Below are 22,755 nucleotides of genomic sequence, written 5' to 3'. Positions count from 1 at the left end.
AACCAGCGCACGCCCGTAGACGGGAAACCGGACCGCTAGGCGCGCAGCAGGTTGTAGGCGGCGGCGCCGATCAGCTCCAGCGACACCTGGAGCCGTTCCAGGCTGACGTTGTCCGCGATGGTGTCCTCCGGCGTGTGGTAGGTCGGCTCCAGTACGGCGGGGCCGCTTTCGCCGCGCCAGCTGAAGTTCGCCGCAGCGATGCCGCGTTCGAAGAACGGTACGTGGTCGCTCGAGCCGCGGGCCACCGGGCCGCGCACGCGCGGGTCGTAGCCGAGGCGTTTGGCGGCGGACCCGACGGCCTGCGTGGTGGCGTTGTCGGCGCCGTCGACGGAAAGCAGCCAGTACACCGTCGCGGGGTCGTAGCTGGTGGCGACCATGTCGTTCTGGAAACAGCCGCGGATGCGCCGGGCGTCCACATCGGACAGTTGACCCACGTAGTGCTTCGAGCCGATCAGGCCGTACTCCTCGGCGCCCCACAACGCGAATCGCACCGCGCGAGTGGTCGGCAGGTGCCGCAGGACACGCGCGAGTTCGAGGCACAGCACGGTGCCGCTGCCGTCGTCGTTGGCGCCGGGGGAGCCGGGGACGCTGTCGTAGTGGGCGCTCACCATGACGACTCCGTCGTCGCGGCCGGGGAAGGTGGCCGGGCGCTCGGCGATCACGTTGTGGGAGGTCAGGTTCTTGTGGTGCACGGCGGACGCGCTCACCCGCAGCGGGCCCTCGGCGAGGCGCTTCCGCAGTCGTTCCACCTGGACCTGGGCGAGGCCGAGCACCGGAACGGCGACCGGCGCGGTGAGCGTGGGCGAGAACGCGGACAGCTTGCGCGCGGGGTCCGCGCCGATCCGGCCGAGCAGCACCGCGACCGCGCCGCGCTCGGCCGCCAGGCGATAGGCCTCCGCGTTGTTCTGCACGGCCGCGATGAGGACGATCTTGCCGGTCAGATCGGCGGGCAGAGTGTCGCCCGCGCCGACGTCGATCACGGCTGCCTCGCGCGTGACGTCCTGCTGTGCCTGCGGTGACGAGCCGGTCTGCCAGGTGTCGCGGCCCACGCGCAGTGAGCCGAGGAACTTGTCGGCGATGGGGAACGGCTGCACGGTGACCTGGTAATGCAGTTCGCGCAGCACGCGGGCGAGGTAGTCCTTGGCACGCAGTTCCCCTTCGGTGCCCGCGACTCGGGTGCCGATGTGGTCGCTGAGCACGCGAAGGTGCTCCAGTGCCCGTCGTGCCCGTACGCGGGCCACCACCGGGTAGTCGCCGAAGTCCAGCGAGGGCGCGTACGGCGTCCCGGGGCGTTGGCGGTTGGCGGCGGCCGCGGCGGGCGGGTTCAGCCCGATCGTCGCCGCGCCCGCCAACGCCACCGCACCCGCGAGCACGTCACGCCTGCGCAGACCAGCCATGGGACACCCCTCACCTCATCGACGTCGTGTCTGCGTAGCCAATAGCGGGACGGACGGGAGAACAACCTCCGATCGGCCCTTTTTGTCCTCTTTGCGGTGTGCTCGGCCCGGCTGGTGGCGCGCATCCCGGTACCCGCCGCACCAGGTTCCGCGCCGGAAACGCGGTCATGATCGGGGGTATGAGCGCTTACGTGATTTCCGAATCCGAAGTCCTCGACGAAGCCGTGGCGCGGCGCTACCGCGAGCTGGCCGCGGCGTCGATCGCGCAGTACGGCGGTACCTATCTCGCGCGCGGGGTGAAGCCCGAAGCGGCCGAAGGGGAGTTCTCGGCCGCGCGCCGGGTGGTGGTTCTCGAATTCCCGGACATGGCCCGCGTATGGGAGTGGTACGAATCGCCGGAGTACATCGAGGCGCGGAAGCTCAGTGAGACGGCGCTGGACCGGCGGATACTCTTCGTCGACGGCGTGGTTGCCACGCAGCCGCAGGCTGGCTAGCTTCGGCGGAATGCAGCCGTTGCAGCCGGACATGTTCGCGCCGGAATGTCCCTCGGGCGTGACACCGTTCCGGATCGGCGACAAATGGGGCGGCATGGTCGTGCTCTGCCTCGAGGGCGGCCCGCGCCGGTTCTCGGAGCTGCGGGTGCCCCTGCGCACGGTCAGCCCGAAGGTGCTGACCGAGACCCTGCGTTCGCTGGAGCGCGACGGCATGATCACACGCCGCGCCTACGACGAGATCCCGCCGCGGGTCGAGTACGCGATCACCGAGCTGGGACGCACCTTGCTGGCGCCCATCGAGGCCTGCCGGGAATGGGCCGCGCGGCATCTGCCGGAGCTGATGGCCGCGCGGGACGCCTTCGATCGGTCGGCGTCAGCCGAGCACGCCGAGCACGATGATCGAGACCAGGGTGACCGCGGTCGCGAACACGGAGATCCACGCGCGCTGGGCGGCGTTGAGGGCGGGGGTGTTGTTCATGAGCTGTCCCTACGGAGCGAGGCCGGCACTTCCGCAGGAACAGCGCGCTGATCAAGGTTCGTGTTACCGGTGGACGGCCAGTGTGTCCAAGATCACTTTCCGGCTACTCTGACCAGGTGAGAGGGCCTCAGTTGTCGGACTGGCGGTGCCGCGCGGTGAACCACAGCACCCCGGCCCCGGCCGCCACCATCGCCACGAACGCCATCCCACCCACGATGATCGCCTGAGTCATCCCGCATCCTTCCGTCGCGCGTCTTCGTTGGGGAGACGCGCGAGGGGGACGATCATGTTGTCGCAGGTAGCGAAGGTCACAAGGCGGCGAGGACCCCGTCGATCTGGGTAGCGAGCGCGAAGTCCTTCACCGTCAGCCCGCCGGCCGAGTGCGTGCTCAGCCGGAAGACGAGGGTTCGCCAGCGGATGTCGATGTCGGGATGGTGATCGGCGGCCTCGGCCAGTACGGCGACCCGGTCCACCACCTCGATTGCCTGTGGGAAGCTCGCGAGCTCCACCTTGAGCTCGATCGTCGATCCGTCGCGCTGCCAGCCCGCGAGGTCGGTGAGCGCCATGTCGGCCTGTTCTTCGGTGAGGAGTTCCGCCATGTCTCCATGGTGATGCCTCCTCCGCTACGCTGCACGGTTGCCACGGGAGTCCGGTGCGGCCGGGCTGAGAGGCGGGCGTTTCCGTCCGCGACCGTTCGCACCTGATTCCGGATCATGCCGGTCGGGGAGGCCCTGTCGATCAGGCCGCCTCTTGTCCGGCAGAGCACAGGAGGTGGAATGAGCACACAATCGCGAAGCTCTGCTCGTTCCACCGACCGGCAGTGCTCATACGGGACACCCGCACCCGAGGGTGTGTCCCGCATAAACACAGGAGGACCGATGAAACGCAGGGCCGTGCAGACGGCGGTCGCGCTCGGCACGGTGACCGCGCTCGCCGGTGCCTGCTCCCTGTCCGGCGGGTCGAGCCAGGCACCGCAGTCGGCGACCGTCACGCTGGTGACGCACAACTCGTGGGCGGCGCCCCAGGAGGTGCTCGACGCCTTCGAGAAGCAGTCCGGCATCAAGATCTCCGTGCTCAAGCAGGGCGACGCCGGCGCGCTCACGAACAAGCTTGTGCTCACGAAGGCCAACCCGATCGGCGATGTCGCCTACGGCGTCGACTCGACCTTCGCGTCGCGAGCGCTGTCCGAGGGGATCTTCGAGCCGTACACCAGCCCCGAGGCCGATCGCGGTCCGCAGCGCTACGCCGTCGACCAGGAGCACCGGATGTCCGCGGTCGACGTCGGCGACGTCTGCGTCAACATCGACACCGGCTACTTCCTCTCGAAGGGGCTGCCCGCGCCGACGTCGTACGCCGATCTCGCGGATCCGAAGTACAAGGACCTGATGGTCGCCGAGGACCCGGCGACGGCGTCGCCCGGTCTCGCGTTCCTGCTGGGCACGATCGCGCAGTTCGGCGAGAACGGCTGGCAGGAGTACTGGCAGAAGCTGAAGGCCAACGGGCTCAAGGTGGACAGTGGCTGGGAAGAGGCCTACACCAAGGACTTCTCCGGCTCGTCCGGCAAGGGGCCGCGGCCGATCGTCGTCTCCTACGCCTCGTCTCCCGCCGCCGAACTCGGGAATGACGGGAAGCCGCGCACCAAGGCACTGCTCGACACCTGCTATCGCCAGGTCGAATACGCCGGGGTGCTCGCGGGCGGCAAGCAGGTCGAGCGCGCCCGCAAGGTCGTCGACTTCCTGTTGTCGCAGCAGTTCCAGGTGACGGTCGCGGCCAATATGTATGTCTACCCGGCGCGGCAGGGTGTCGATCTGCCCGCGGGCTGGGCGCAGGCCGCGCCGCTGCCGCAGAAACCGGCCCAGCTGCCCGCGGACAAGGTCCAGGCCGGCCGGGAGAAGTGGATCTCCGAGTGGCGCTCGCTCGTGCAGGGCTGATCTCGCGGACCGGCTGGACCGCGCGCGGCGCGGGGCTCACGCTCCTCGGGGTGCTGCCGATCGCGTTCCTGGTGGTCTTCTTCGCCTGGCCGGTCGTGGCGATCGTCGGCCGCGGGTTCACCGCGGGCGGCGTCGGCACCGTGCTGGGCGACGCCCAGACGTGGCGGCTGGCCGGGTTCACCGTGGCGAGCGCGGCCGGATCGACGGTGATCGCCGTCGTGGCGGGCCTGCCCGTCGCGTATCTGCTGGCGCGGGTGCGGCTGCCAGGGGTGACCCTGGTCCGCACGCTCGTGCTGGTGCCGTTCGTGCTCCCGACCGTCGTCGTCGGGCTGGCGTTCCGCACGATCTGGCCGGACGGCGGGGTTTTCCCGCTGGTACTGGCGAACGCCTTCTTCAACGTCGCCGTCGTCGCGCGGACGGTCGGCGGCCTGTGGTCGCAATTGGACACTCGGACCGCCGACGCCGCCCGGGCACTCGGCGCGTCACCGTGGCGGGCGTTCCGCTCGGTGACGCTCCCGGCGCTCGCGCCCGCGATCTCCTCGGCCGCCGCGGTCGTGTTCCTCTTCTGTGCCACCAGTTTCGGCGTGGTGCTGATCCTCGGTGGTCCGCGGTACCGGACGCTGGAGACCGAAATCTACCTGCGTACGGTCAACCTGCTCGATCTTTCGGGTGCGGCGGCGCTCTCGCTCGTCCAGTTCGCCGCCGTGGTCGCGGCGCTGGTGGTGGGCGCGGTCGCGCGCAGACGCCGGGAGAGCGCGGCCCGTGTCCGGTCCGGTGTGGACGGTGCGCGGCGGCCGCGTGGCGGTGAGTGGTGGGTGGTCGGCGCGGCGCTGGCCGTGGTCGCGCTGCTGCTCGCACCGATCGTCTCCCTGCTCGTCCAGTCGGTGTCCACATCGGACGGATGGAGCCTCGCGGGCTTCCGTGCGCTGGCCGGGACCGGTGTGTCGGGCACCTTGCAGGTCACCGGCTGGGAGGCGGCGATGAACTCGCTGCGCGCCGCGACCGACGCGACCCTGCTCGCGATGACGATCGGGGTGCTCGCGTCGGTGGTGCTGGTCGCGCTGCGCCGGGCGCCGGGGCGGCTCGCGCGGGGGATGGGCGAGACGATGGACGCCGCGCTGATGCTGCCGCTCGGGGTGTCGGCGGTGACCGTCGGCTTCGGCTATCTCGTCACGCTCGACGCCCTTCCCGGTGACCTGCGGACGTCGCCGCTGCTCGTGCCGCTCGCACAGGCACTGGTGATCATTCCGCTGGTGGTGCGTATGGTGCTGCCGGTGCTGCGCGCGGTCGACATCCGGCTGCGGCAGGCCGCGGCCACGCTCGGCGCGAGCCCGGCGCGGGTGTGGCGGGAGATCGATCTGCCGCTGACGCTGCGTTCCCTCGTCGCGGCGGCGGGGTTCGGCTACGTGGTGGCGCTGGGGGAGTTCGGCGCGACGAGTTTCCTGGCGCGGCCGGACGCGCCGACGTTGCCGGTGGCGATCGCGGGCCTGCTTTCGCGGCCGGGGGAGCTGAACAACCAGATGGCCTACGCGGCGTGTGCGCTGCTGATGATCGTGACCGTGCTCGCGGTGGTGCTGATCGACCGGTTCGGCGCGGTGCGCGGCCGCAGTGCGGTGGGAGAGTTCTGATGGCGTTGTCGGTACGGGACCTCACCGTCCACTATGGATCGTTTGCCGCCGTGCGCGACGTGCGGCTCGACATCGCCGACGGCGAGGTGCTCGCGCTGCTCGGCCCGTCGGGCTCCGGGAAGTCGACGTTGCTGCGCGCGATCGCCGGGCTGGAGCCGGTCACGCGAGGCACGGTGAACTGGGACGGCGAGGATCTCGCCGCGGTCCCGGTGCACCGGCGCGAGTTCGGCCTGGTGTTCCAGGACGGGCAGCTGTTCGGGCACCGCGACGTCGCCGCGAACATCGCCTTCGGGCTGCGGATGCACCGGGTGCCGCGCGCGGAGCACGCCGCGCGGGTCCGGCGGTTGCTGGACCTGGTCGGGCTCGCCGGCTACGAGCGGCGGCGGGTGACCGAGCTGTCCGGCGGTCAGGCACAGCGCGTCGCGCTGGCCCGCGCGCTGGCGCCGGAGCCGCGGCTGCTGCTGCTCGACGAGCCACTGTCCGGTTTGGACGCCGGACTGCGGGAGCAGCTGGCCATCGACCTGGCGGCGCTGCTGCGGCGCAGCAAGATCACCGCGTTGCTGGTGACGCACGACCAGGAGGAGGCGTTCACCCTGGCGGACAGGGTGGCGGTGCTGGACGGCGGCGAGATCCGGCAGGAGGACGCGGTGCGGCGGGTGTGGCAGCAGCCCGCCGACGACGGTGTCGCGCGTTTCCTCGGCGTGACAACCTTTGTGGACGGTGTCGCCTCCGGTGGTTCCGTGCGGACCGCGCTGGGGGAAGTCGCGTTGCCGGACGTCGGGGACGGCCCGGTGCGGCTGGGACTGCGGCCCCATGCCCTGCGGCTCACGGACTCCGGGGTCGCGGACTCCGGCGCCACGGAATCGGGGGTCACGGGCGAGGTCTCGGCCGCGGTCCACCGACGTGAGCACGTGCGGCTGGTGGTGGCACTGGGGCTCCCGGATGTGTCCACTGTGGACGCTGTGGCCCCGGTGACCGCAGACGTCCGGCCCGGCGACGTCGTGCGCCTGACCCTGGACTCTGACGGCATCGCCGTGGTGGGCTGACAGCATCTCGCCCGGCACGAACGCGCCCGAGACCCCTGGTCGTCCGTGAATGCCACATTGAGGGAATCAGAGTCCCTCAATGTGGCATTCACGGACCAACCCCCGGTCACATCAAAGACAAACCGATCAGCCGTCCCGTGTGGACAGTCGGGCATAGGCGAGCGACAGGCCGATCACGATGTAGCACGCGGCGCGCAGCGCGCCCTCGCCGAGCATCGACGTGCCGATCGGGTCGGTGAGCACCCCGGCGGGCGCGATCGACCAGTTCCGCGTCAGCAGGAACGGGTGCAGCCACTTCAGCGAGGACAGGAACCCGAGGATCGTGAACACGATGTCGGTGGCGAGCACCGTCGCGACCACGAGCATCGGATGTTCGGTCCAGGTCGAGATCGCCAGCGCCACGGCGCCGACGGCCCACAGCTGCAGCACGATCCAGCCCGCCACGAGCAGGATCCGCAGCAGCGCCCCGCCGAGGGAAAGCGTGCTCCCGGACAGCGTGAACAACGAACCGCCGCCGTTGATGACGAGGCCGGTGGCCATGCCGGTGATCACCATCGCCAGCACCGAAACCACCGACACGGTCGCGACGCCGAACGCCTTGACCGCCAGCAGCCTGCCCCGGCTCACCGGGGCGATCAGCCAGCCACGCAGGGTGCCGTGCGCGGCCTCGCCCGCCACCGCGTCGGCGCCCGCCATCGCGGTCGCCAGCGGGAGCAGCAGCGTCAGCGTCATGGTCAGCGCGGCGATCGGCAGGATGAACGCGTTGTTGACGGCGGAGGCGAGCAGCGCGCCTCCGCTGTTGTCCGGCGGACCGTCCGCCGCGTCGTTCTGCGAAACGAACGTCAGCCCGATGCCGATCACGACGGGGACCAGCGCGAGCAGCCCGAGCACGGCCAGCGTGCGCGGACGGCGGAAGATCCAGCGCAGTTCGGCGCGGACGAGCCTGAACAGCGGCACGGTGTCGTGCCCCGTGCGGGACACCGCCACCGGCGCCGCGAGAGCCTGCGTCATGATTCCCCCTCGGTGGCCGCGTCGTCCATTGTGGACGAATCGGCCTGGGTCAGGCGCGCGAACAGGTCTTCCAGCCCGGTCCGCGCCCGGGTCGCCTCGTGCACGGCGACTCCGGCGCCGACGAGTACTTCGAGCACCTTCGGGGCCGGGGTCGCGGTGAGGTCCGCGCGGACCCCGTCCGGGGTGAGGCGGGCGCCGATCCTGTTCTCCCGCAACGTTTCCATCGCCTGTTCGGCGTCCGGCGTCCGCACCAGCAGCGCCGCGTTGCCCGACTCCAGCAGGTCCGCCAGCTCTCCCTGTGCGACCACGTTCCCGGACTGGAGCACCGCGACGTGGGTGCAGGTCGCCTCGACCTCGGCCAGCAGATGCGACGAGACCAGCACGGTGACGCCGTCCGCGTGCAGCTCGGCGATGATCCGGCGGATCTCCCTGGTACCCGCCGGGTCGAGGCCGTTGGTCGGTTCGTCCAGCACCACCATCCGCCGCGGCACGAGCAGCACGCTCGCCAGCCCCAGCCGCTGCTTCATGCCGAGCGAGTAACCCTTGTACCGGCGTCGGGCGGCGTCGGTGAGCCCGACGCGCTCCAGCGCCGAGTCCACGGCCGCCGGGATGCCCGCCGACGCGAGCCGCGGTTCCGCGGCGGCGAAGCGCAGCAGGTTGTCCCGGCCCGACAGGAACGGGTGGAAGCCCGGCCCCTCGACCAGCGCGCCGACGTCGGGCAGCGCGTGCGCGGCGTCGTCCGGCATCGGCCTGCCGAGCAGTTCGACCTCGCCCTCGGTGGGACGGACCAGGCCCAGCAGCATCCGGATCGTGGTGGTCTTGCCCGAGCCGTTCGGCCCGAGCATGCCCAGCACGGCCCCCTCCGGGACGTCGAGGTCGACGTGGTCCACCGCGACCGTCCCCCGGTACACCTTGCGCAGCCCCCGCGTGCGTGCCGCCAGCGGAACCGCCGGGGCGGCTGCCTCGTTCGAGACAGCCGCCCCGGCTTCGACCGTGCTGGTCACTTCGCGCCCAGCGCTTCGTACAGGACCTGCTCCGGCACCGCACCGGCGGCGAAACGGCCATCGTCGGTCAGCACGCCGGTGCCCACCTTCGTGGTGACCAGGTAGCCGCTGCCCCACGGGCCGCTGACCTTCTTGGCGAACCGGTCGAGCAGCGCCCTCGGGTCCCCGTTGCGGCCCTCGTGGCCCTGCTTCTCCTGGCCCTGCTGCGCCTTGAAGTTCAGCGCGTCCGCGGGCAGCTTGCCGGTGATGACGGTGTCCCAGCCGTCGCCGACGACCTTGGTGCCGTCGGCGAACTTCTCGGCCTCGGCGCGGGTCTTGTCGTCGATCTTCGGCTGCTTCTCGGTCACCTTCGCGCCCGGCGGCGGGGTGAAGGTGAACAGGTCCGCCGCCTGAGGGGCGAACTTGATGTCGTTGAACGCGATCTCCAGCGCCGGCGTGGCCGTGCCGTTGCTGAGCACCGAAAGCCGCAGCGGCATCCGGGTCTGCGAGTCCACCGCGACGCGGATTTCACGCAGCAGCGTGCGTTCGGTCGGCTTCGGCGTCAGTACCAGCTCGTAGGCCGGACGGTTCGCCACCGTGGCGGTGCCGTTGACCGCGACGTTGCTGGACTCGCGCACCTTCGCCAGCAGCTGCGAGGCGGCGGTGCTCGGGTCGGTCACCTGGCCGTTCTCGTGGGCCTTGGCCTTGCCGAGCGCGTCGGCCGGGATCGTCGTCTTGGTGACGCTGTTGTTCTTGGAGCTGTAGTCCCAGACCGTCGCGCCGTCGTGGACGATCGTCTCCTGCGTGGCACCGCGGGTGATCGACACCTTGCTCTTGCCGTTGCCGTCGGTGAACACGTGCGCGGAGTCGGCGTTGAGCGTGCCGACCCCCGGCAGCGCGTTCCCGACCGCGGGCAGCCCCAGGTTGTTGGTCATCTTGAGCGTGCCGTCGAACGCCTCGTGCTTGGCGGTCACCACGGACTGCACGAGGTCGTCGGCGTTGACCGGCGGCAGCGCGGGGGCGTCCCCGGCGCTCGCGGGCATCGCGGCGAAGACGAGCCCGCCGACACCGAGCGCGGTGCCGACGACGGCCGCGGTGATGGCCTTCTTCTTCGGATCCATGCGTCTCTCCCTGTTATCCCGAGCTCCAGTGTTGCCCGGCTCCCAGCGACGACACTTCCCGCCCGAGACTGAGATATCCCTGAAGGTCCCCTCTTCAGGCTGAGATGGCGCTGAGAGGTCACCCGTGATCCGGACGAACCGGGAATGATGAGTGCTGTGAAACCTCGGGTGCTGGTGGTCGACGACGAGCTGGGCGTGCGCAAGGCACTGCAGCGCGGGCTGCGCGCGGAGGGGATGGACGTCGTCACTGCGGCGGACGGCCCCAGCGGGCTGCAGCTGGCGCGGACGGGCTCGTTCGACGTCGTGCTGCTCGACATCATGCTGCCCGGACTGTCCGGCTACCGGGTCCTCGAACGGCTGCGCGGTGAAGGGATCGCGACGCCGGTGCTGATGATCTCGGCCAAGGACGGCGAGGTCGACCAGGCCGACGGGCTCGACCTCGGTGCCGACGGCTACCTGGTCAAGCCGTTCTCGTTCGTCGTGCTGGTCGCGCAGGTCCGCGCGGTGCTGCGCCGGGCGGGGCCGGAGGCCACCAGAGGCGCGCTGCGGCTGGGCGCGCTCGAAATCGATCGCGGGCTGCGCCAGGTCCGCTGGAACGGCACGGAGATCCCGCTCAGCCCGCGCGAGTTCGCGCTGCTCGAGGTCCTGGTCGGGCGTGCGGGCACGGTGGTGACCAAGGACGAGCTGCTGCGCGCGGTCTGGGGTGAGGAGCAGGCCGTGACCCGCAACCTCGTCGAGGTGTACGTCGGCTACGTGCGGCGCAAGCTCGAATCGGCGGGTGCCGGCGCCCTGCTGCGCACCGTGCGAGGGCACGGTTATCTGGCCTCCGACGAGAAGCTCGACGAAGTCATCACGCCGGCGGGCCAGGGGTGATCGGGTCGCCGTCCTGGTGGCGCGGCCGGTCACTGCAGGTCCGCATCACCCTGCTGGCCACCGCGATCACGCTGGGCTGCCTGCTCGGTCTCGCCGCGCTCGCCGCGAACAAGCTCGAACCGCTGCTCGTCGATTCCGTCGATGGGGCGCTCAAGAGAGCGCTGGGCCCGGCGACCGCCGAAGTCGCCGCGGGACGGCCGCTCACCGGCGCTTCGCCGGTCACCGTGCGGGTGCTCGACATCGCGGGGACTCCGGTGGACGGCCAGCCGCCGTCCGGTCTCGGCGCGGAGCAGGTCAGCCTGCTCAAGGCGGGACAGCCGGTGCAGACCGATGGCGTCCGCTGGCTGGGGACGGTGGTCAGCGCGCCGGACGGAAGTCAGCGGCTGGTCGCCGCCGGGGCCGGGCTGGTCGGGTTCACCGCGGCCGTGCACTACGGCGGCGTGTGGCTGGTCGTCGTCGCGTCGGTGGGGGCGCTCGTCGCGGGGCTCGCGACCTGGCTGGTGGTGCGGATGGCGCTGCGGCCGGTGGCGCGGATGCGGGGTTCGGTGCGTTCGCTGCCGCCGGGCGCGCGGCTGCCCCTGCCGGACTCGCACGACGAGCTGCGGGCGCTCGCCGAGGAGTTCAACGCGCTGCTCGTGCGTCAGGAACAGGCGAAGGAGCGGCTGCGACGGTTCACCGGCGACGCCGCGCACGAGCTGCGCTCGCCTGTCGCGTCGATCCGGGTGCAGGCCGAGGTGGCCGTGACGAACCCGGATCCCGAACTGGCACAGGAGACGCTTTCGGACATCCTCACCGAGGCCGAACGGCTGTCCGCCCTGCTCGACGGCCTGCTCACCCTCGCGCGTTCGGACGCCGGGGAAATTCCGCCCGGCGAGCCGGTGGAGCTGGTGAGCGAGGTGCGGGCGGCGGTCGGGCGGTTGCCCGCCGGAGCCCCCGAAACGCGGGTCAGCAGCGCCGTCGCGCAGGCCTGGGCGTGGACGGCACACGCCGAGGTCGAGGTCGTACTGGACAACCTGCTGCGCAACGCCTGCCGGTACGCGCGGGGCATGATCGTGGTGTCGGTGCTGGTGACGCGTTCGAGTGTGCGGGTCGTGGTCGACGACGACGGGCCGGGGATCGCGCCGGAACACCGCGCGAAGGTGTTCGACCGGTTCTACCGCGTCTCCGACGACCGCGCGCGCTCCTCCGGCGGCACCGGCCTGGGGCTGGCGATGGTCGCAGAGACGGTGCGGCGGCGCGGCGGCACGGTGCGGGTGGGTGAGTCGCCCGACGGCGGTGCCCGGTTCCAGGTGACCTGGCGGATGGCCCAGTAGGTTCTGTTCATGAGCGATGCTTGCGAGCGAATCATGGATGTCATGCGCCGAAAAGGATTCGACGCTGTCTCGCGGAGCGAGTCGATCGCATGACGGACGTGATTGTCGGGGCGGCCCTGGTGCGTGCCGGGAAGCTGCTCGCCCAGCAGCGGGCCTGGCCCGAGCGGCACGCGGGCCAGTGGGAGCTGCCCGGCGGGCGCGTCGAACCCGGTGAGTCCGATGTGGACGCTCTGGCGCGCGAATGCCTCGAAGAGCTGGATGTCGCGGTGTACGTCGGGGAGCGGGTCGGTGGTGATGTCCCGCTGGGCTCCGCGAAGGTGTTGCGGATCTACGCGGCCAAGCTGGTGTCGTCCGGGGACGAGCCGCGCGCGGTGGAGCACTCGGCGGTGCGCTGGCTGGGGGTCGAGGATCTCGACGATCTGGACTGGCTGCCCGCGGACCGGGTGCTGCTGCCCGCCTTGCGTGCTCTGCTCGGTGGCTCCTGAGGGCTCGCGGGCGGGATGTGCCGAGGGACGCCCTGGGTGCACTGGCCGCACCGAGGGACGCCTTCGGTGCATCGAACGCACCGAAGGCGTCCCTCGGCACCTGGACGGCTGCTCGGGTCGTCGCGTGGCGGGAGCGAGGGACCTTTGCTAACGCCGGAGAGGAGCGAGGGACCTTTGCTAACGTCCGTTGGCAAGCTAACCATTGGCTGGCTAACCAACGTTAGCAAAGGTCCCTTGCTCTCTTTCCGCAGCTCAGGACGGTCGCGCAGGTCCGTGGGGCCGTATCGAGGGACCCAGAGTCCCCCACGGACCGCCGCCACGAACCTCTTCAGCCCGCGCCGAACAGCCGCAGCGCCGAGGACAGCCGGTGCGCGCCCCGCTCGGCGGCCCGGTCCGCCCCGGCCTTGCGGATGCGGTCCAGCTCGGCGACGTCGTCGAGCAGGGCCTGGGTGCGTTCCCGGACCGGCCGCAGTTCCTCGATCACCGCGTCCGCGACGGCGTCCTTCAGCGCTCCGTACGACGGGTAGTCCGCTGCCAGCGAAGCGGCGTCGCCTCCCGAGCACGCGGCCAGGATGTCCAGCAGGTTCGCGATGCCCGGCCGGGTGTCCGGCTCGTACGCCGGTGCCGAGCCGCCATCGGTGACGGCGCGCCGGAACTTGCGTCGGATCTGGTCCGGTTCGTCCAGCACGAACACCACGCCCGCCGAGTCCCGGGTCGACTTCGACATCTTCCGTGTCGGCTCGGCCAGGTCCTTCACCCGCGCGCCCGCGGGCGGCAGTACCGCCTCCGGCATGGTGAACACGTCGCCGTAGGTGCCGTTGAACCGCTTCGCCAGCGCCCGCGCCAGTTCGACGTGCTGACGCTGGTCCTCGCCGACGGGTACCTGATCGGCGCCCTGCAGCAGGATGTCCGCGGCCATCAGCACCGGGTACGTCAGTAGCGAGAGCCGTACCCCGGCCTGGCCCTTGGACTTCTCCTTGAACTGGATCATCCGCGCGGCCTCGCCGTAGGAGCAGGTGCACTCCAGGATCCAGGTGAGCGCGCCCAGTTCGCGGGCGAGATCGGACTGGACGAACGTCCGCTCCGGCTCGATGCCGGTGGCGATCAGCACGGCCAGCTGCTCGGTCGCCAGCGCGCGGAGCTTCGCCGGGTTGTGGGCGGTCGTCATGGCGTGCAGGTCGGACACGAAGTACAGGTCGTCCGGCCCGCCGTCGGCCGCCCACCGCCGCAGGGCTCCGAGGTGGTTGCCGAGCTGGACGTGTCCTGACGGCGTGATGCCGGACAGCTTGATCATGTGCCTTCCTTCCCAGGGTTGGGCCCCGAGGGAAGTCCCCCGCACAGCGCGAAGGCCACCCGCCGGGGCGGCCTCTTCGCGTGTTAACGCAGAACGTCGGAGCCGCCGGAGGGCGGCCACCACTGAACGTTCGACGTGCGCATGCGCCCAGTCTAGCGGGTGCCGCGCAGCAGCGGAAACCGTGCGAACACCGCATATCACTCGATACGGTCAAGCGCCGTCAACACTTCGCATCGACCCGGCGCGCGCCGGTGCTCAGTGCGCCGGGCGGAGTTACCTTCATAGCCATGTATGTCGTGCTGCTGAACTACACCGCACCCATCGAAGAAATCGACTACGTGCTCCCCGACCATGTCGAATGGTTGAACAAACAGTACGAGCACGGACATTTCCTGGCGTCCGGCAGGCGAAATCCCCGCAGCGGCGGCGTGATCATCACGCGTCCGATGGATCGCGGGAAGCTGGACGCCATCCTGGCCACCGACCCGTTCTCCGTGAAGCATCTCGCCAAGTACGAAGTGATCGAGTTCTCGCCGACGAAGACCGCGCCCGAACTCCGGTTGATCAACGAGGCCGTAGTTCACTGACACTACGCACTGACGAGGCAGGAACGGGCAGCTCGTGCCGGGGGTTGCCCTCCTGACGAGGTCAGGCGGCCTTCGCCAGCTGCGTCTTGGCCTTCTTCAGCGCCAGCACCGGGCACTTCTTGCAGCGTGACTTCGACCGGCAGCACTTCTTCTTGACCTTGCCGGCCTTCATCAGCTTGCGCACGACCGCCTTCGGGTCGTCCAGCTGCTTCTTGCCCACGGTTGCTCCTCACCGGCGACGTCCGCCGTTGGCCTCTCAGGTTAGGTGAGGCTTACCGATTATGGGGCGTGGGGCTCCTCACAGTTTGGTAGCAGGTATCCTTGTGGGGTCCGCGTGTGGCCAGAGTTGGCCGCAGTGGCTAGAAGCACGGCATCCCGGCGTCGCGGACACCCACCGATCTTCATAGTTCAGGAGTCCTCGCGTGCCCGCAGCCAGCGCCACGGCGGTCGAAGCCGGCCAGTCGACCGGTAAGACCCGGCCCGACCTGCGCAACGTCGCCATCGTCGCACACGTCGACCACGGCAAGACCACGCTGGTCGACGCCATGCTCCGCCAGTCCGGCGCGTTCGCCGAACGGGCCGAGGTGGTCGATCGCGTGATGGACTCCGGCGAGCTGGAGCGGGAAAAGGGCATCACCATCCTCGCGAAGAACACCTCGATCCACCGGCAGACTCCGGACGGCCAGGTCACCATCAACGTGATCGACACCCCGGGCCACGCCGACTTCGGCGGCGAGGTCGAGCGCGGGCTGTCCATGGTCGACGGCGTGGTGCTGCTCGTGGACGCGAGCGAAGGCCCGCTCCCGCAGACCCGCTTCGTGCTGCGCAAGACCCTGGAGGCCGGACTGCCGGTCATCCTGGTGGTCAACAAGGTCGACCGGCCGGACGCGCGGATCTCCGAGGTCGTCGAGGAAACCCACGACCTGCTGCTCGACCTCGCGGGCGACATCGAGGACGCCGACCTCGACGCGGTCCTCGACCTCCCGGTCGTCTACGCCTCCGCCCGGGCCGGCAAGGCCAGCCTGGAGCAGCCCGCCGACGGCGCGCTGCCCGAGAGCGAGAGCCTCGACCCGCTGTTCGACACCCTGCTCCGGCACGTACCGCCACCCGTCGCGGACCCTGACGCCCCGCTGCAGGCGCTGGTCACCAACCTCGACGCGTCGAACTTCCTCGGCCGGATCGCGCTCATCCGCATCCACGCGGGCAAGCTGCGCAAGGGCCAGACCGTGGCGTGGATGCGCGAGGACGGTTCGGTGCAGAACGTCCGCATCTCCGAGCTGCTGGTCACCGAGGCGCTCACCCGCGTCCCGGCGACCGAGGCCACCGCGGGTGACCTGGTCGCGATCGCCGGTATCCCGGACATCACCATCGGCGACACCCTGGCCGACGTCGAGGAGCCGGTGGCGCTGCCCCGGATCACCGTCGACGAGCCGGCCATCTCGATGACCATCGGCGTCAACACCTCGCCGCTGGCCGGGCGCAACGGCGGCGACAAGGTCACCGCGCGGCTGGTCAAGGCCCGGCTGGACGCCGAGCTGATCGGTAACGTCTCGATCCGCGTGCTGCCCACCGAACGCCCCGACACCTGGGAGGTGCAGGGCCGCGGCGAGCTGGCGCTGGCCATCCTGGTCGAGCAGATGCGCCGCGAGGGTTTCGAACTGACCGTCGGCAAGCCGCAGGTGGTGCTGCGCACGATCGACGGCAAGCTGCACGAGCCGTTCGAGCGTCTCTACATCGACTCGCCCGAGGAGCACCTCGGTTCGATCACGCAGCTGCTCGCGTCCCGCAAGGGCCGCATGGAGGACATGAGCGGCAACGGCACCGGCCGGATCAAGCTGGTGTACGTGCTGCCCTCGCGTGGCCTGATCGGCTTCCGCACCGACTTCCTCACCGAGACCCGCGGTACCGGCATCGCGAACCACGTGTTCGAGGGCTACTTCCCGTGGGCGGGCGAGATCCGCACGCGGCACAGTGGTTCCCTGGTCGCCGACCGCTCCGGCCCGATCACCGCGTACGCGATGATCCAGCTGGCCGACCGCGGCACGTTCTTCGTCGAGCCGGGCGCCGAGGTGTACGAGGGCATGGTCGTGGGCGAGAACCCGCGCTTCGAGGACCTCGACATCAACATCACCAAGGAAAAGAAGCTCACCAACATGCGCTCGTCCACCGGTGACGAGCTCGAGCGTCTCGCCCGGCCGCGGAAGCTGGGCCTGGAGGAGGCGCTGGAGTTCTGCGCGGCCGACGAATGCGTCGAGGTCGCGCCGGAGGTCGTCCGCGTCCGCAAGGTCACGCTCGACATCGCGACGCGCGCGAAGGAGCGTTCGCGCGCGAAGAGCCGCGACAACGGCTGATTCCACAAAGGACACACATGCCGTTAAGGCCACCTTACGGGCGTCTGGCGCCCGTAAGGTGGCCTTAACGGCATTTCAGCCCCGTCGGGAAGTCGCCGCGGCGCACCGGCCAGAGCCACAGCGCCGCGAGTACGATTCCGGCCGCGCCGATCCACAGCGTCGTGCGCAGCCCGAGCGTTTCCCCGAGCACGCCGGTGAGCGCGGCGCCGATCGGGGCGATGCCGAACACCAGGAACCGCATCGTCGCCGTGACGCGCCCGCGGAGTTCCGGTGGCGTCGACACCTGCGTGTGGCTGACCATCAGGATGCTCATGACCGTGATGCTGTACGCGTTGAGGAATCCGCCGAGCGTGTACAGCGCGATGAGCCAACCGGGCTGGGTGAGCGGCGCGAGCGTGGTGCCCAGTCCGAACAGCAGGCCGGACACCCAGAGCATGCGGCCGTTCCCGAACCTGTCGCCGAGTCTGCGCGCGGTCGCGGCGCCGGTGAGCGCGCCGGTCAGGCCGATTGTGCCGACCAGTCCGATCGCACCGGGGGAAAGGTGGATTTCCCGCAGCAGGAACAAGGTGCCGAGCGCGAGCTGCGGTGCCTGGAACAGGCTCGTCTGCGCATAGGACCCGGCGAACGCGCGCAGGTCCGGGCGCCGGACGATGTAGGTGATGCCCTCGGCGATCTCGCGGCGCATCGGCACACGTTCGGGTCGTTCGGGTTTCGGCTCCCGCGTCCGGATCCGGCTCAGCCATCCTGCGGACCACAGGAAGCTCAGCGCGTCGACCCCCAGCGCGGCCGGGCCGCCGAGGTACTGCAGGAGCAATCCCGACGCCGTCGGCGCGGAAACCGCCGCGACCGACAGGTTCGCCTGAAGCCGGGCATTGCCCTCGGTCAGGTCGTCGCGAGCGACGAGCCGCGGCAGGTAGGTCTGGTGCGCGACGGTGAAGAACACGGACAGCACCCCGGCGATCGCGACGACGACGTACAGCTGGGCGAGGCTGAGCACCCCGAACATCGCCGCGATGGGCACCGACGCGAACACCGTCGCCTGCCCGAGATCGGCGATCAGCAGCACCGGGCGGCAGCGCAGCCGGTCACACCACGCGCCGACCTGGAGCCCGAGCACGAGATAGGCGGCGGTCTGCACGGTCCGCAGCAGCGACACCTCGAACGCCGACGCGTGCAGCGTGGTCGCCGCGAGCAGCGGCACCGCCATGAACGAGACACGGTCGCCGAACTGGCTGAACCCGTCGGCGAGCCAGAGCCGCCGGAAGTCGTGCTGCCGGAGCAGGCCTCCCCGCCTGCGAGTGGTGGTCACCCGTCCACTTTGGCAAGAACCCCGCCCGCCCCGCCCCCGGTTTCGCGCGAAGAGGAGCAAGGGACCTTTGCTATCGTTCGTGAGCAAGCCAATGTTTGGCAAGCTCAAGGACGTGAGCAAAGGTCCCTCGCTCCCACCGGAGCCCCGATGGTCAGGCGGGCATGGCCACGCGACGTCCGGCCCGGGACAGCGCGAGCACGCATCCCGTCGCCAGCAGCCCGAAGATCCCCAGCCCCAGGCACACGACGTGCAACGCGCTGGTGTAGCCCGGACCGGCCAGCCGCCCGTCGCTCAACCCGGCGAGGACGGCGCCGACGACGGCGATCGCGACCGTTTCGGTCGCCAGGCGCGAGGTGTTGAACATCCCGGCCGCCATCCCGGACTGTTCCGGCCGGACGCTGCTGATCGCGAGCCCGTCGAGCAGCCCGGTGGACAGGCCCATCCCGGCCCCGGTGAGCAGGAGCGGGCCGAGCCAGGCCAGTGGGCTGCTCGACGCGTCGACGGCAAGGAGCAGGAAGGCGCCGACGCCGGTGACCGCGACCGAACCCGTCACGAGCACCGTCGACGGCAGCCGCCGCGCCAGTGCCGCGCCGATCGAAGGCAGCACCACGGCCGGACCGGTCAGCATGAGCAGCCACACCCCGGCCTCGCCCGCACCGAGGCCCGCCACGGAGATCAGGTACGAGGGCAGGTACACCAGCAGCGGCACCAGGATGAACACGATCGACCCCGCCGCGACGGCGTAGCCGAGGAACCGCGGATTCGCCAGCAGCCCGAGTTCGAACATCGGGTCCGCACGCCGTCGTTCCACGAACGGGAACGCCACGGCGAGGACGGCCGCCGCTCCGAACGCGCCGGCGATCGCCGGATGCCCGAAGCCCAGGTCCGGCAGCTCGACCAGCGCGAAGATCAACAGGAGCAGCGCGGAGGTGAACATCGCGGCGCCCGGGACGTCGATCCGGCGGCCGGGTTCACCGGGCCCGCGGGGGAGCAGCGGCACCAGCGCCAGTACGACACCGGCCACGAGCGCGGGCACGCCGAACACCGCCCGCCAGCCGAGCGCCTGGACGAGCAGCCCGCCGATCGTCGGCCCGAACGCGAGGCCGGCGCCGAGCACCGTGCCCAGCATCGCGAACGCTCGTCCCCTTGCCGCGCCCTGGAAGGCCTCCGCGATGATCGCCGAGCCGCCGGTCACCGCGGCGGCCGCGCCGACGCCGCCGATCGCGCGCACGACGTCGAGCAGCACGATGTCGTGCGCGAGCGCGCTGACCACGTTGGCGAGGCAGTACAGCGTCAGCCCGGCGGCGTACACCCGCCGCTTGCCGAGGATGTCGGCGAGCGATCCGGTGAACACCAGGAACCCGGCGAAACAGGCGTTGTAGCCGTTGACGACCCACTGCGTCGCGGACAGCCCGGCGCCGAGCTGCGCCCGGATGTCCGGCAACGCCAGCGAGGAACCGGTGATCGTGAGAGGGAAGGTGAACGTCGCGAGCAGGACGATGGCCAGGATCAGCGGGCGTCGGGACACTTGCCCAAGCTAACGATCCGGCTGCCCGGCGCCCCAGCGATTTTTCAGTGGGTGGACGATGTCCGCCGAGCCGCGTAGGTCCGCAGCGCGCGCAGGAAGTCGATCTCACGGAACCCCGGCCAGTACACGTCGATGCACCGCAGCTGCGAGAACGCCGCCTGCCAGGTCAGGAACCCGGACAGCCGCTGCTCGCCACTGGTGCGGATTACCAGGTCCGGATCCGGTTTCCCGCTGGTGTAGAGGTGCGCGGCGATGGCGTCCGGGGTCAGCTCCGCCGCCAGCTCCGGCAACGACCGGCCGTCGCGGGCCGCGTCTTCGAGCAGGCAGCGCACCGCGTCGGCGATTTCGACCCGGCCGTCGTAGCCGACGGCGAGGGTGAGTGTGGGCGCGGTGATCCCGCGGGTGTCCTCGACGGCTTCCTTCAGTACGCGCACCGTGGTGTCCGGGAGGAGGTCGATGTGCCCGGCGAGGTCGACGCGCCTGCCGGTCGCGGCGAGCACCGGCACGACCCGCTCGATGGTCCGCATCAGCGCGGCGGCCTCGGGCGCGGCGCGCTTGGCGAGATTGTCGATCGATGCCCAGAACAGCGTGACGTGCCCGACTCCGGCGGCATCGCACCAGCGCAGGACCTCCACGACGTGCTCGAAGCCCCGCCGGTGGCCGAGGCTGACGTCGTCGAGCCCCTGGTCACGCGCCCAGCGGCGGTTCCCGTCCATCACCATCGCGATGTGTTCCGGCACCGGCCCCCGGCGGACCACCGCCCGCAGCCGCCGGGTGTACTGCCGGTAGGCGATCTCGGCCAGCCCCATGCCCGCACGGTACCCCGATCGATGCCCCGGCCGGGGGAACCCGGACGGGCGGTGGCGCGTCCACCGGATGGCGGTACCCGATCCGGTCACGGTGGCACGGACGGGATATGGGAATCTCGTGCCGAGCTGGGTGCCGTCGTGGCACCATGACGTGCTCCAGCGGTGAATGGGGAGGAACGAAGCGTGCGGGTGAGTCGCATGACGGCGCCGTTGCTGGCGCTCGTGGCGGTGGTCCTCGCCGCCTGCTCGAGTACCCCACCGCCGCCGACCCCGTCGCCGACACCTCCTTCGTCGACGGCCACGAAGGCGCCGTCGCAGATCGTCGTCGGCGTCGACGACATCGCCGGTGGCTACAACCCGCACAACCTCGCGGATTCCTCCGAGGTCACGTCGGCGCTGTCCCAGCTCCTGCTGCCCTCGGTGTTCCGGCAGAAGGACGACGGCACCACCGAACTCGACAAGAACCTGATGAAGTCGGCGCAGGTGGTCTCGCAGTCGCCGTTCGTGGTGGCCTACGAAATCCGCCCCGACGCGTCCTGGTCGGACGGCGCGCCGATCGCCGCCGAGGACTTCGCCTACCTGCGCGAGCAGATGCGTGATCAGCCGGGCGTGATAGCCCCGGCGGGCTACCGGCTGATCTCCGACATCCAGTCGCGCGAGGGCGGGAAGCGGGTCGAAGTCACCTTCGCGAAGCCCTATCCCGGATGGCAGACGCTGTTTTCCGATCTGCTTCCCGCGCATCTGCTCAAGGACGCGCCGGACGGCTGGAAGGGCGCGCTCGCGTCGAATTTCCCGGCGATCGCCGGACCGTTCTCCATCAAGAGCCTTGACCAGGCGCGCGGCGAGGTGATCCTGGAACGCAACGAGCGGTACTGGGAGAAGCCTTCGGCGATCGACCGGATCGTGGTGCGCCGGGCCGATCCCCAGGGACTCGTCGGCGCGCTGCGTAGTGGTAACGACCAATTCGTCCTGTCGCGGACCGACGGCTCGGCGCTGCAGCAGCTGGGCGCGCTCGGCAGCGCTGTCCAGTTGCACACCATCGCCCGGCCGCTGGTGGCCGACGTCCTGCTGCGCCCGGTCAGCCCGGTGCTGTCGGACGAAAAGGTCCGCGCCGGCGTCGCCGCGCTCATCGACCGTTCCGCGTTGATCACCGAGGGGGCGGCGGGCGGCCCGTCCGCGACCATGCGTGCCGACGCCCAGGTGCGGGCGCCGTCCGTGCCGGGGTACGCCGCGACCATACCCGCCGGGCCTCCGTCCACACCGGACACCACGAAGGCGGAGGAACTGCTGAAGTCCGCGGGATACAGCAAGGACGCCGGAACCTGGCGGAAGAACGGGAAGAACCTCTCGCTGGTGCTCGCCTCGCCCGGTAAGCAGGAGCCGTACGCGACGATCGCGAAGAAACTGTCGAGCCAGCTCGTCGCCGCGGGGATCGACGTCTCGACGGTCACTCCGCAGCCGCGGGACCTCTTCTCCGGGCAGCTGGCGATGCCCGTGGCGGGCGGGGTCCAGCAGAGCACGCCGGACGCGGCGGGCAACGTCGGCGTCGACATCGCGGTGGTGCCGCAGGCCGTCGGCGGTGACACCGCGTCAGTGCTGGCTTCCACGTTCGGGTGCCGTCCGGAACAGACCGCACCCGGAACGGACAAGAGCAAACCGGTGGTTCCCGGTAACGCGGCGGGGTTCTGCGATTCCGCACTGCAACCGCGCATTGACGCGGCATTGACCGGAGCGACGCCGATCGCGGACGCGCTTTCTCAACTCGAACCCGAATTGTGGCGGCAGAACGTCGTAGTCCCGTTGTTCCAGCTGGCCGATACCCTCGCCATCGGTTCCGGTATTTCCGGTGTTACGCCCGGACCGCCGATGGTGGGTCCTTTCGGGTCGGCAGTGAACTGGACGCGGGGGCCGAAGTAGCCGTTCCGAGAACGTTCCGCCCTTCCGGGTGAACGATCCGGAACACGTCGGAGTGGTCCAGGAGATTCCAGCTGGTAACCGATGTATTTCCCGCCGTCAGCAGGAAGTTACCCTTTGGTCACGATCGACCCGGAAGTGGTGACTGTGGGTGCATTTACTTTCTAGCGTGCACCGGCAGTGCGCCAATTGAGTGTCGCGTG

General features: G+C 70.4%; 21 protein-coding genes. 11 read left to right on the top strand and 10 right to left on the bottom strand.

Annotated elements, in window-relative coordinates; all coding sequences use genetic code 11:
* Nucleotides 1-35 precede the first annotated feature (35 nt).
* Nucleotides 36-1,397, bottom strand: coding sequence for a M20/M25/M40 family metallo-hydrolase (locus tag ACFW0G_RS32955; protein ID WP_378329354.1), 1,362 nt, complete (start codon nt 1,395-1,397; stop codon nt 36-38).
* A gap of 179 nt (nt 1,398-1,576) precedes the next feature.
* Here ACFW0G_RS32955 and ACFW0G_RS32950 point away from each other — a divergent pair, with 179 nt between their 5' ends.
* Together ACFW0G_RS32950 and ACFW0G_RS32945 are read left to right on the top strand one after the other, a co-directional pair.
* Nucleotides 1,577-1,891 carry a DUF1330 domain-containing protein gene (locus tag ACFW0G_RS32950; protein WP_378329353.1) on the top strand — a complete coding sequence of 105 codons (315 nt, stop codon included), beginning with the start codon at nt 1,577-1,579 and terminating at the stop codon, nt 1,889-1,891.
* 10 nt (nt 1,892-1,901) lie between these two features.
* Nucleotides 1,902-2,420, top strand: a complete 519-nt coding sequence (locus ACFW0G_RS32945) for a winged helix-turn-helix transcriptional regulator (protein WP_378329352.1) — start codon at nt 1,902-1,904, stop codon at nt 2,418-2,420.
* Nucleotides 2,421-2,677: 257 nt separating this feature from the next.
* On the opposite strand, the gene ACFW0G_RS32940 is transcribed toward ACFW0G_RS32945, so the two are convergent.
* The gene (locus ACFW0G_RS32940) at nt 2,678-2,968 is read right to left on the bottom strand and encodes a 4a-hydroxytetrahydrobiopterin dehydratase (protein ID WP_378329351.1); all 291 of its coding nucleotides are present in this window, start codon (nt 2,966-2,968) and stop codon (nt 2,678-2,680) included.
* A gap of 279 nt (nt 2,969-3,247) precedes the next feature.
* Here ACFW0G_RS32940 and ACFW0G_RS32935 point away from each other — a divergent pair, with 279 nt between their 5' ends.
* The 3 genes from ACFW0G_RS32935 to ACFW0G_RS32925 are packed head-to-tail and all read left to right on the top strand — an operon-like array spanning nt 3,248 to nt 6,974.
* Complete coding sequence (locus tag ACFW0G_RS32935) at nt 3,248-4,300, top strand: thiamine ABC transporter substrate binding subunit (RefSeq protein ID WP_378329350.1); 1,053 nt, start codon at nt 3,248-3,250, stop codon at nt 4,298-4,300.
* The gene (locus tag ACFW0G_RS32930) at nt 4,276-5,928 is read left to right on the top strand and encodes an ABC transporter permease (protein WP_378329349.1); all 1,653 of its coding nucleotides are present in this window, start codon (nt 4,276-4,278) and stop codon (nt 5,926-5,928) included. The genes ACFW0G_RS32935 and ACFW0G_RS32930 overlap by 25 nt, the downstream gene beginning before the upstream one ends.
* A complete protein-coding gene (locus tag ACFW0G_RS32925) occupies nt 5,928-6,974 on the top strand; it encodes an ABC transporter ATP-binding protein (RefSeq protein WP_378329348.1) in 1,047 nt (348 codons plus the stop codon). Before ACFW0G_RS32930 ends, ACFW0G_RS32925 begins: the two co-directional genes overlap by 1 nt.
* Nucleotides 6,975-7,100: 126 nt before the next feature.
* Here the strand turns inward: ACFW0G_RS32925 and ACFW0G_RS32920 are convergent, their stop codons facing one another.
* From ACFW0G_RS32920 to ACFW0G_RS32910, 3 genes are read right to left on the bottom strand one after another with little or no spacing between them, the layout of a single operon-like run.
* Entirely contained in the window at nt 7,101-7,985 is an 885-nt protein-coding gene (locus tag ACFW0G_RS32920; protein WP_378329347.1) for an ABC transporter permease, read from the bottom strand.
* Nucleotides 7,982-8,989, bottom strand: a complete 1,008-nt coding sequence (locus ACFW0G_RS32915) for an ABC transporter ATP-binding protein (protein WP_378329346.1) — start codon at nt 8,987-8,989, stop codon at nt 7,982-7,984. The genes ACFW0G_RS32920 and ACFW0G_RS32915 overlap by 4 nt, the downstream gene beginning before the upstream one ends.
* Nucleotides 8,986-10,089 (bottom strand): outer membrane lipoprotein carrier protein LolA, encoded by a 1,104-nt coding sequence (locus tag ACFW0G_RS32910; RefSeq protein ID WP_378329345.1) that lies wholly within the window; start codon nt 10,087-10,089, stop codon nt 8,986-8,988. The genes ACFW0G_RS32915 and ACFW0G_RS32910 overlap by 4 nt, the downstream gene beginning before the upstream one ends.
* Nucleotides 10,090-10,233: 144 nt before the next feature.
* On the opposite strand from ACFW0G_RS32910, the gene ACFW0G_RS32905 reads away from it, so the two are divergent.
* The 3 genes from ACFW0G_RS32905 (at nt 10,234) to ACFW0G_RS32895 (ending at nt 12,760) form a co-directional block, all read left to right on the top strand.
* Nucleotides 10,234-10,962: a response regulator transcription factor gene (locus ACFW0G_RS32905; protein WP_378329344.1), complete on the top strand. Its 729-nt coding sequence runs from the start codon at nt 10,234-10,236 to the stop codon at nt 10,960-10,962.
* The gene (locus ACFW0G_RS32900; RefSeq protein WP_378329343.1) at nt 10,959-12,275 is read left to right on the top strand and encodes a sensor histidine kinase; all 1,317 of its coding nucleotides are present in this window, start codon (nt 10,959-10,961) and stop codon (nt 12,273-12,275) included. The genes ACFW0G_RS32905 and ACFW0G_RS32900 overlap by 4 nt, the downstream gene beginning before the upstream one ends.
* An 89-nt stretch (nt 12,276-12,364) precedes the next feature.
* On the top strand, nt 12,365-12,760 hold the full coding sequence (locus ACFW0G_RS32895) for a (deoxy)nucleoside triphosphate pyrophosphohydrolase (RefSeq protein ID WP_378329342.1): 396 nt from the start codon (nt 12,365-12,367) through the stop codon (nt 12,758-12,760).
* 328 nt (nt 12,761-13,088) lie between these two features.
* Here the strand turns inward: ACFW0G_RS32895 and trpS are convergent, their stop codons facing one another.
* The gene (gene trpS / locus ACFW0G_RS32890; RefSeq protein WP_378329341.1) at nt 13,089-14,054 is read right to left on the bottom strand and encodes a tryptophan--tRNA ligase; all 966 of its coding nucleotides are present in this window, start codon (nt 14,052-14,054) and stop codon (nt 13,089-13,091) included.
* A 287-nt stretch (nt 14,055-14,341) separates the two neighbouring features.
* Between trpS and ACFW0G_RS32885 the strand changes: the two genes are divergently transcribed.
* The gene (locus tag ACFW0G_RS32885; protein WP_378329340.1) at nt 14,342-14,641 is read left to right on the top strand and encodes a YciI family protein; all 300 of its coding nucleotides are present in this window, start codon (nt 14,342-14,344) and stop codon (nt 14,639-14,641) included.
* Nucleotides 14,642-14,702: 61 nt separating this feature from the next.
* Here ACFW0G_RS32885 and ACFW0G_RS32880 read toward each other — a convergent pair whose 3' ends face one another.
* Nucleotides 14,703-14,861 (bottom strand): hypothetical protein, encoded by a 159-nt coding sequence (locus tag ACFW0G_RS32880; RefSeq protein ID WP_378329339.1) that lies wholly within the window; start codon nt 14,859-14,861, stop codon nt 14,703-14,705.
* Between the two features lie 202 nt (nt 14,862-15,063).
* On the opposite strand from ACFW0G_RS32880, the gene typA reads away from it, so the two are divergent.
* Entirely contained in the window at nt 15,064-16,992 is a 1,929-nt protein-coding gene (gene typA, locus ACFW0G_RS32875; protein ID WP_378329338.1) for a translational GTPase TypA, read from the top strand.
* Nucleotides 16,993-17,056: 64 nt separating this feature from the next.
* On the opposite strand, the gene ACFW0G_RS32870 is transcribed toward typA, so the two are convergent.
* The 3 genes from ACFW0G_RS32870 to uppS form a co-directional block, all read right to left on the bottom strand.
* On the bottom strand, nt 17,057-18,301 hold the full coding sequence (locus ACFW0G_RS32870) for an MFS transporter (RefSeq protein ID WP_378329337.1): 1,245 nt from the start codon (nt 18,299-18,301) through the stop codon (nt 17,057-17,059).
* Nucleotides 18,302-18,452: 151 nt separating this feature from the next.
* The gene (locus tag ACFW0G_RS32865; RefSeq protein ID WP_378329336.1) at nt 18,453-19,829 is read right to left on the bottom strand and encodes an MFS transporter; all 1,377 of its coding nucleotides are present in this window, start codon (nt 19,827-19,829) and stop codon (nt 18,453-18,455) included.
* Between the two features lie 44 nt (nt 19,830-19,873).
* Complete coding sequence (gene uppS / locus ACFW0G_RS32860) at nt 19,874-20,638, bottom strand: polyprenyl diphosphate synthase (protein WP_378329335.1); 765 nt, start codon at nt 20,636-20,638, stop codon at nt 19,874-19,876.
* Nucleotides 20,639-20,836: 198 nt separating this feature from the next.
* On the opposite strand from uppS, the gene ACFW0G_RS32855 reads away from it, so the two are divergent.
* On the top strand, nt 20,837-22,555 hold the full coding sequence (locus ACFW0G_RS32855) for an ABC transporter family substrate-binding protein (protein ID WP_378329363.1): 1,719 nt from the start codon (nt 20,837-20,839) through the stop codon (nt 22,553-22,555).
* The last annotated feature ends 200 nt before the right edge of the window (nt 22,556-22,755 follow it).

This window comes from Amycolatopsis sp. NPDC058986 (assembly GCF_042741125.1).
Taxonomy (GTDB): domain Bacteria; phylum Actinomycetota; class Actinomycetes; order Mycobacteriales; family Pseudonocardiaceae; genus Amycolatopsis.
Note: the sequence above shows the minus strand (reverse complement) of the source record. Positions and strands in the feature narration are given on the sequence as shown.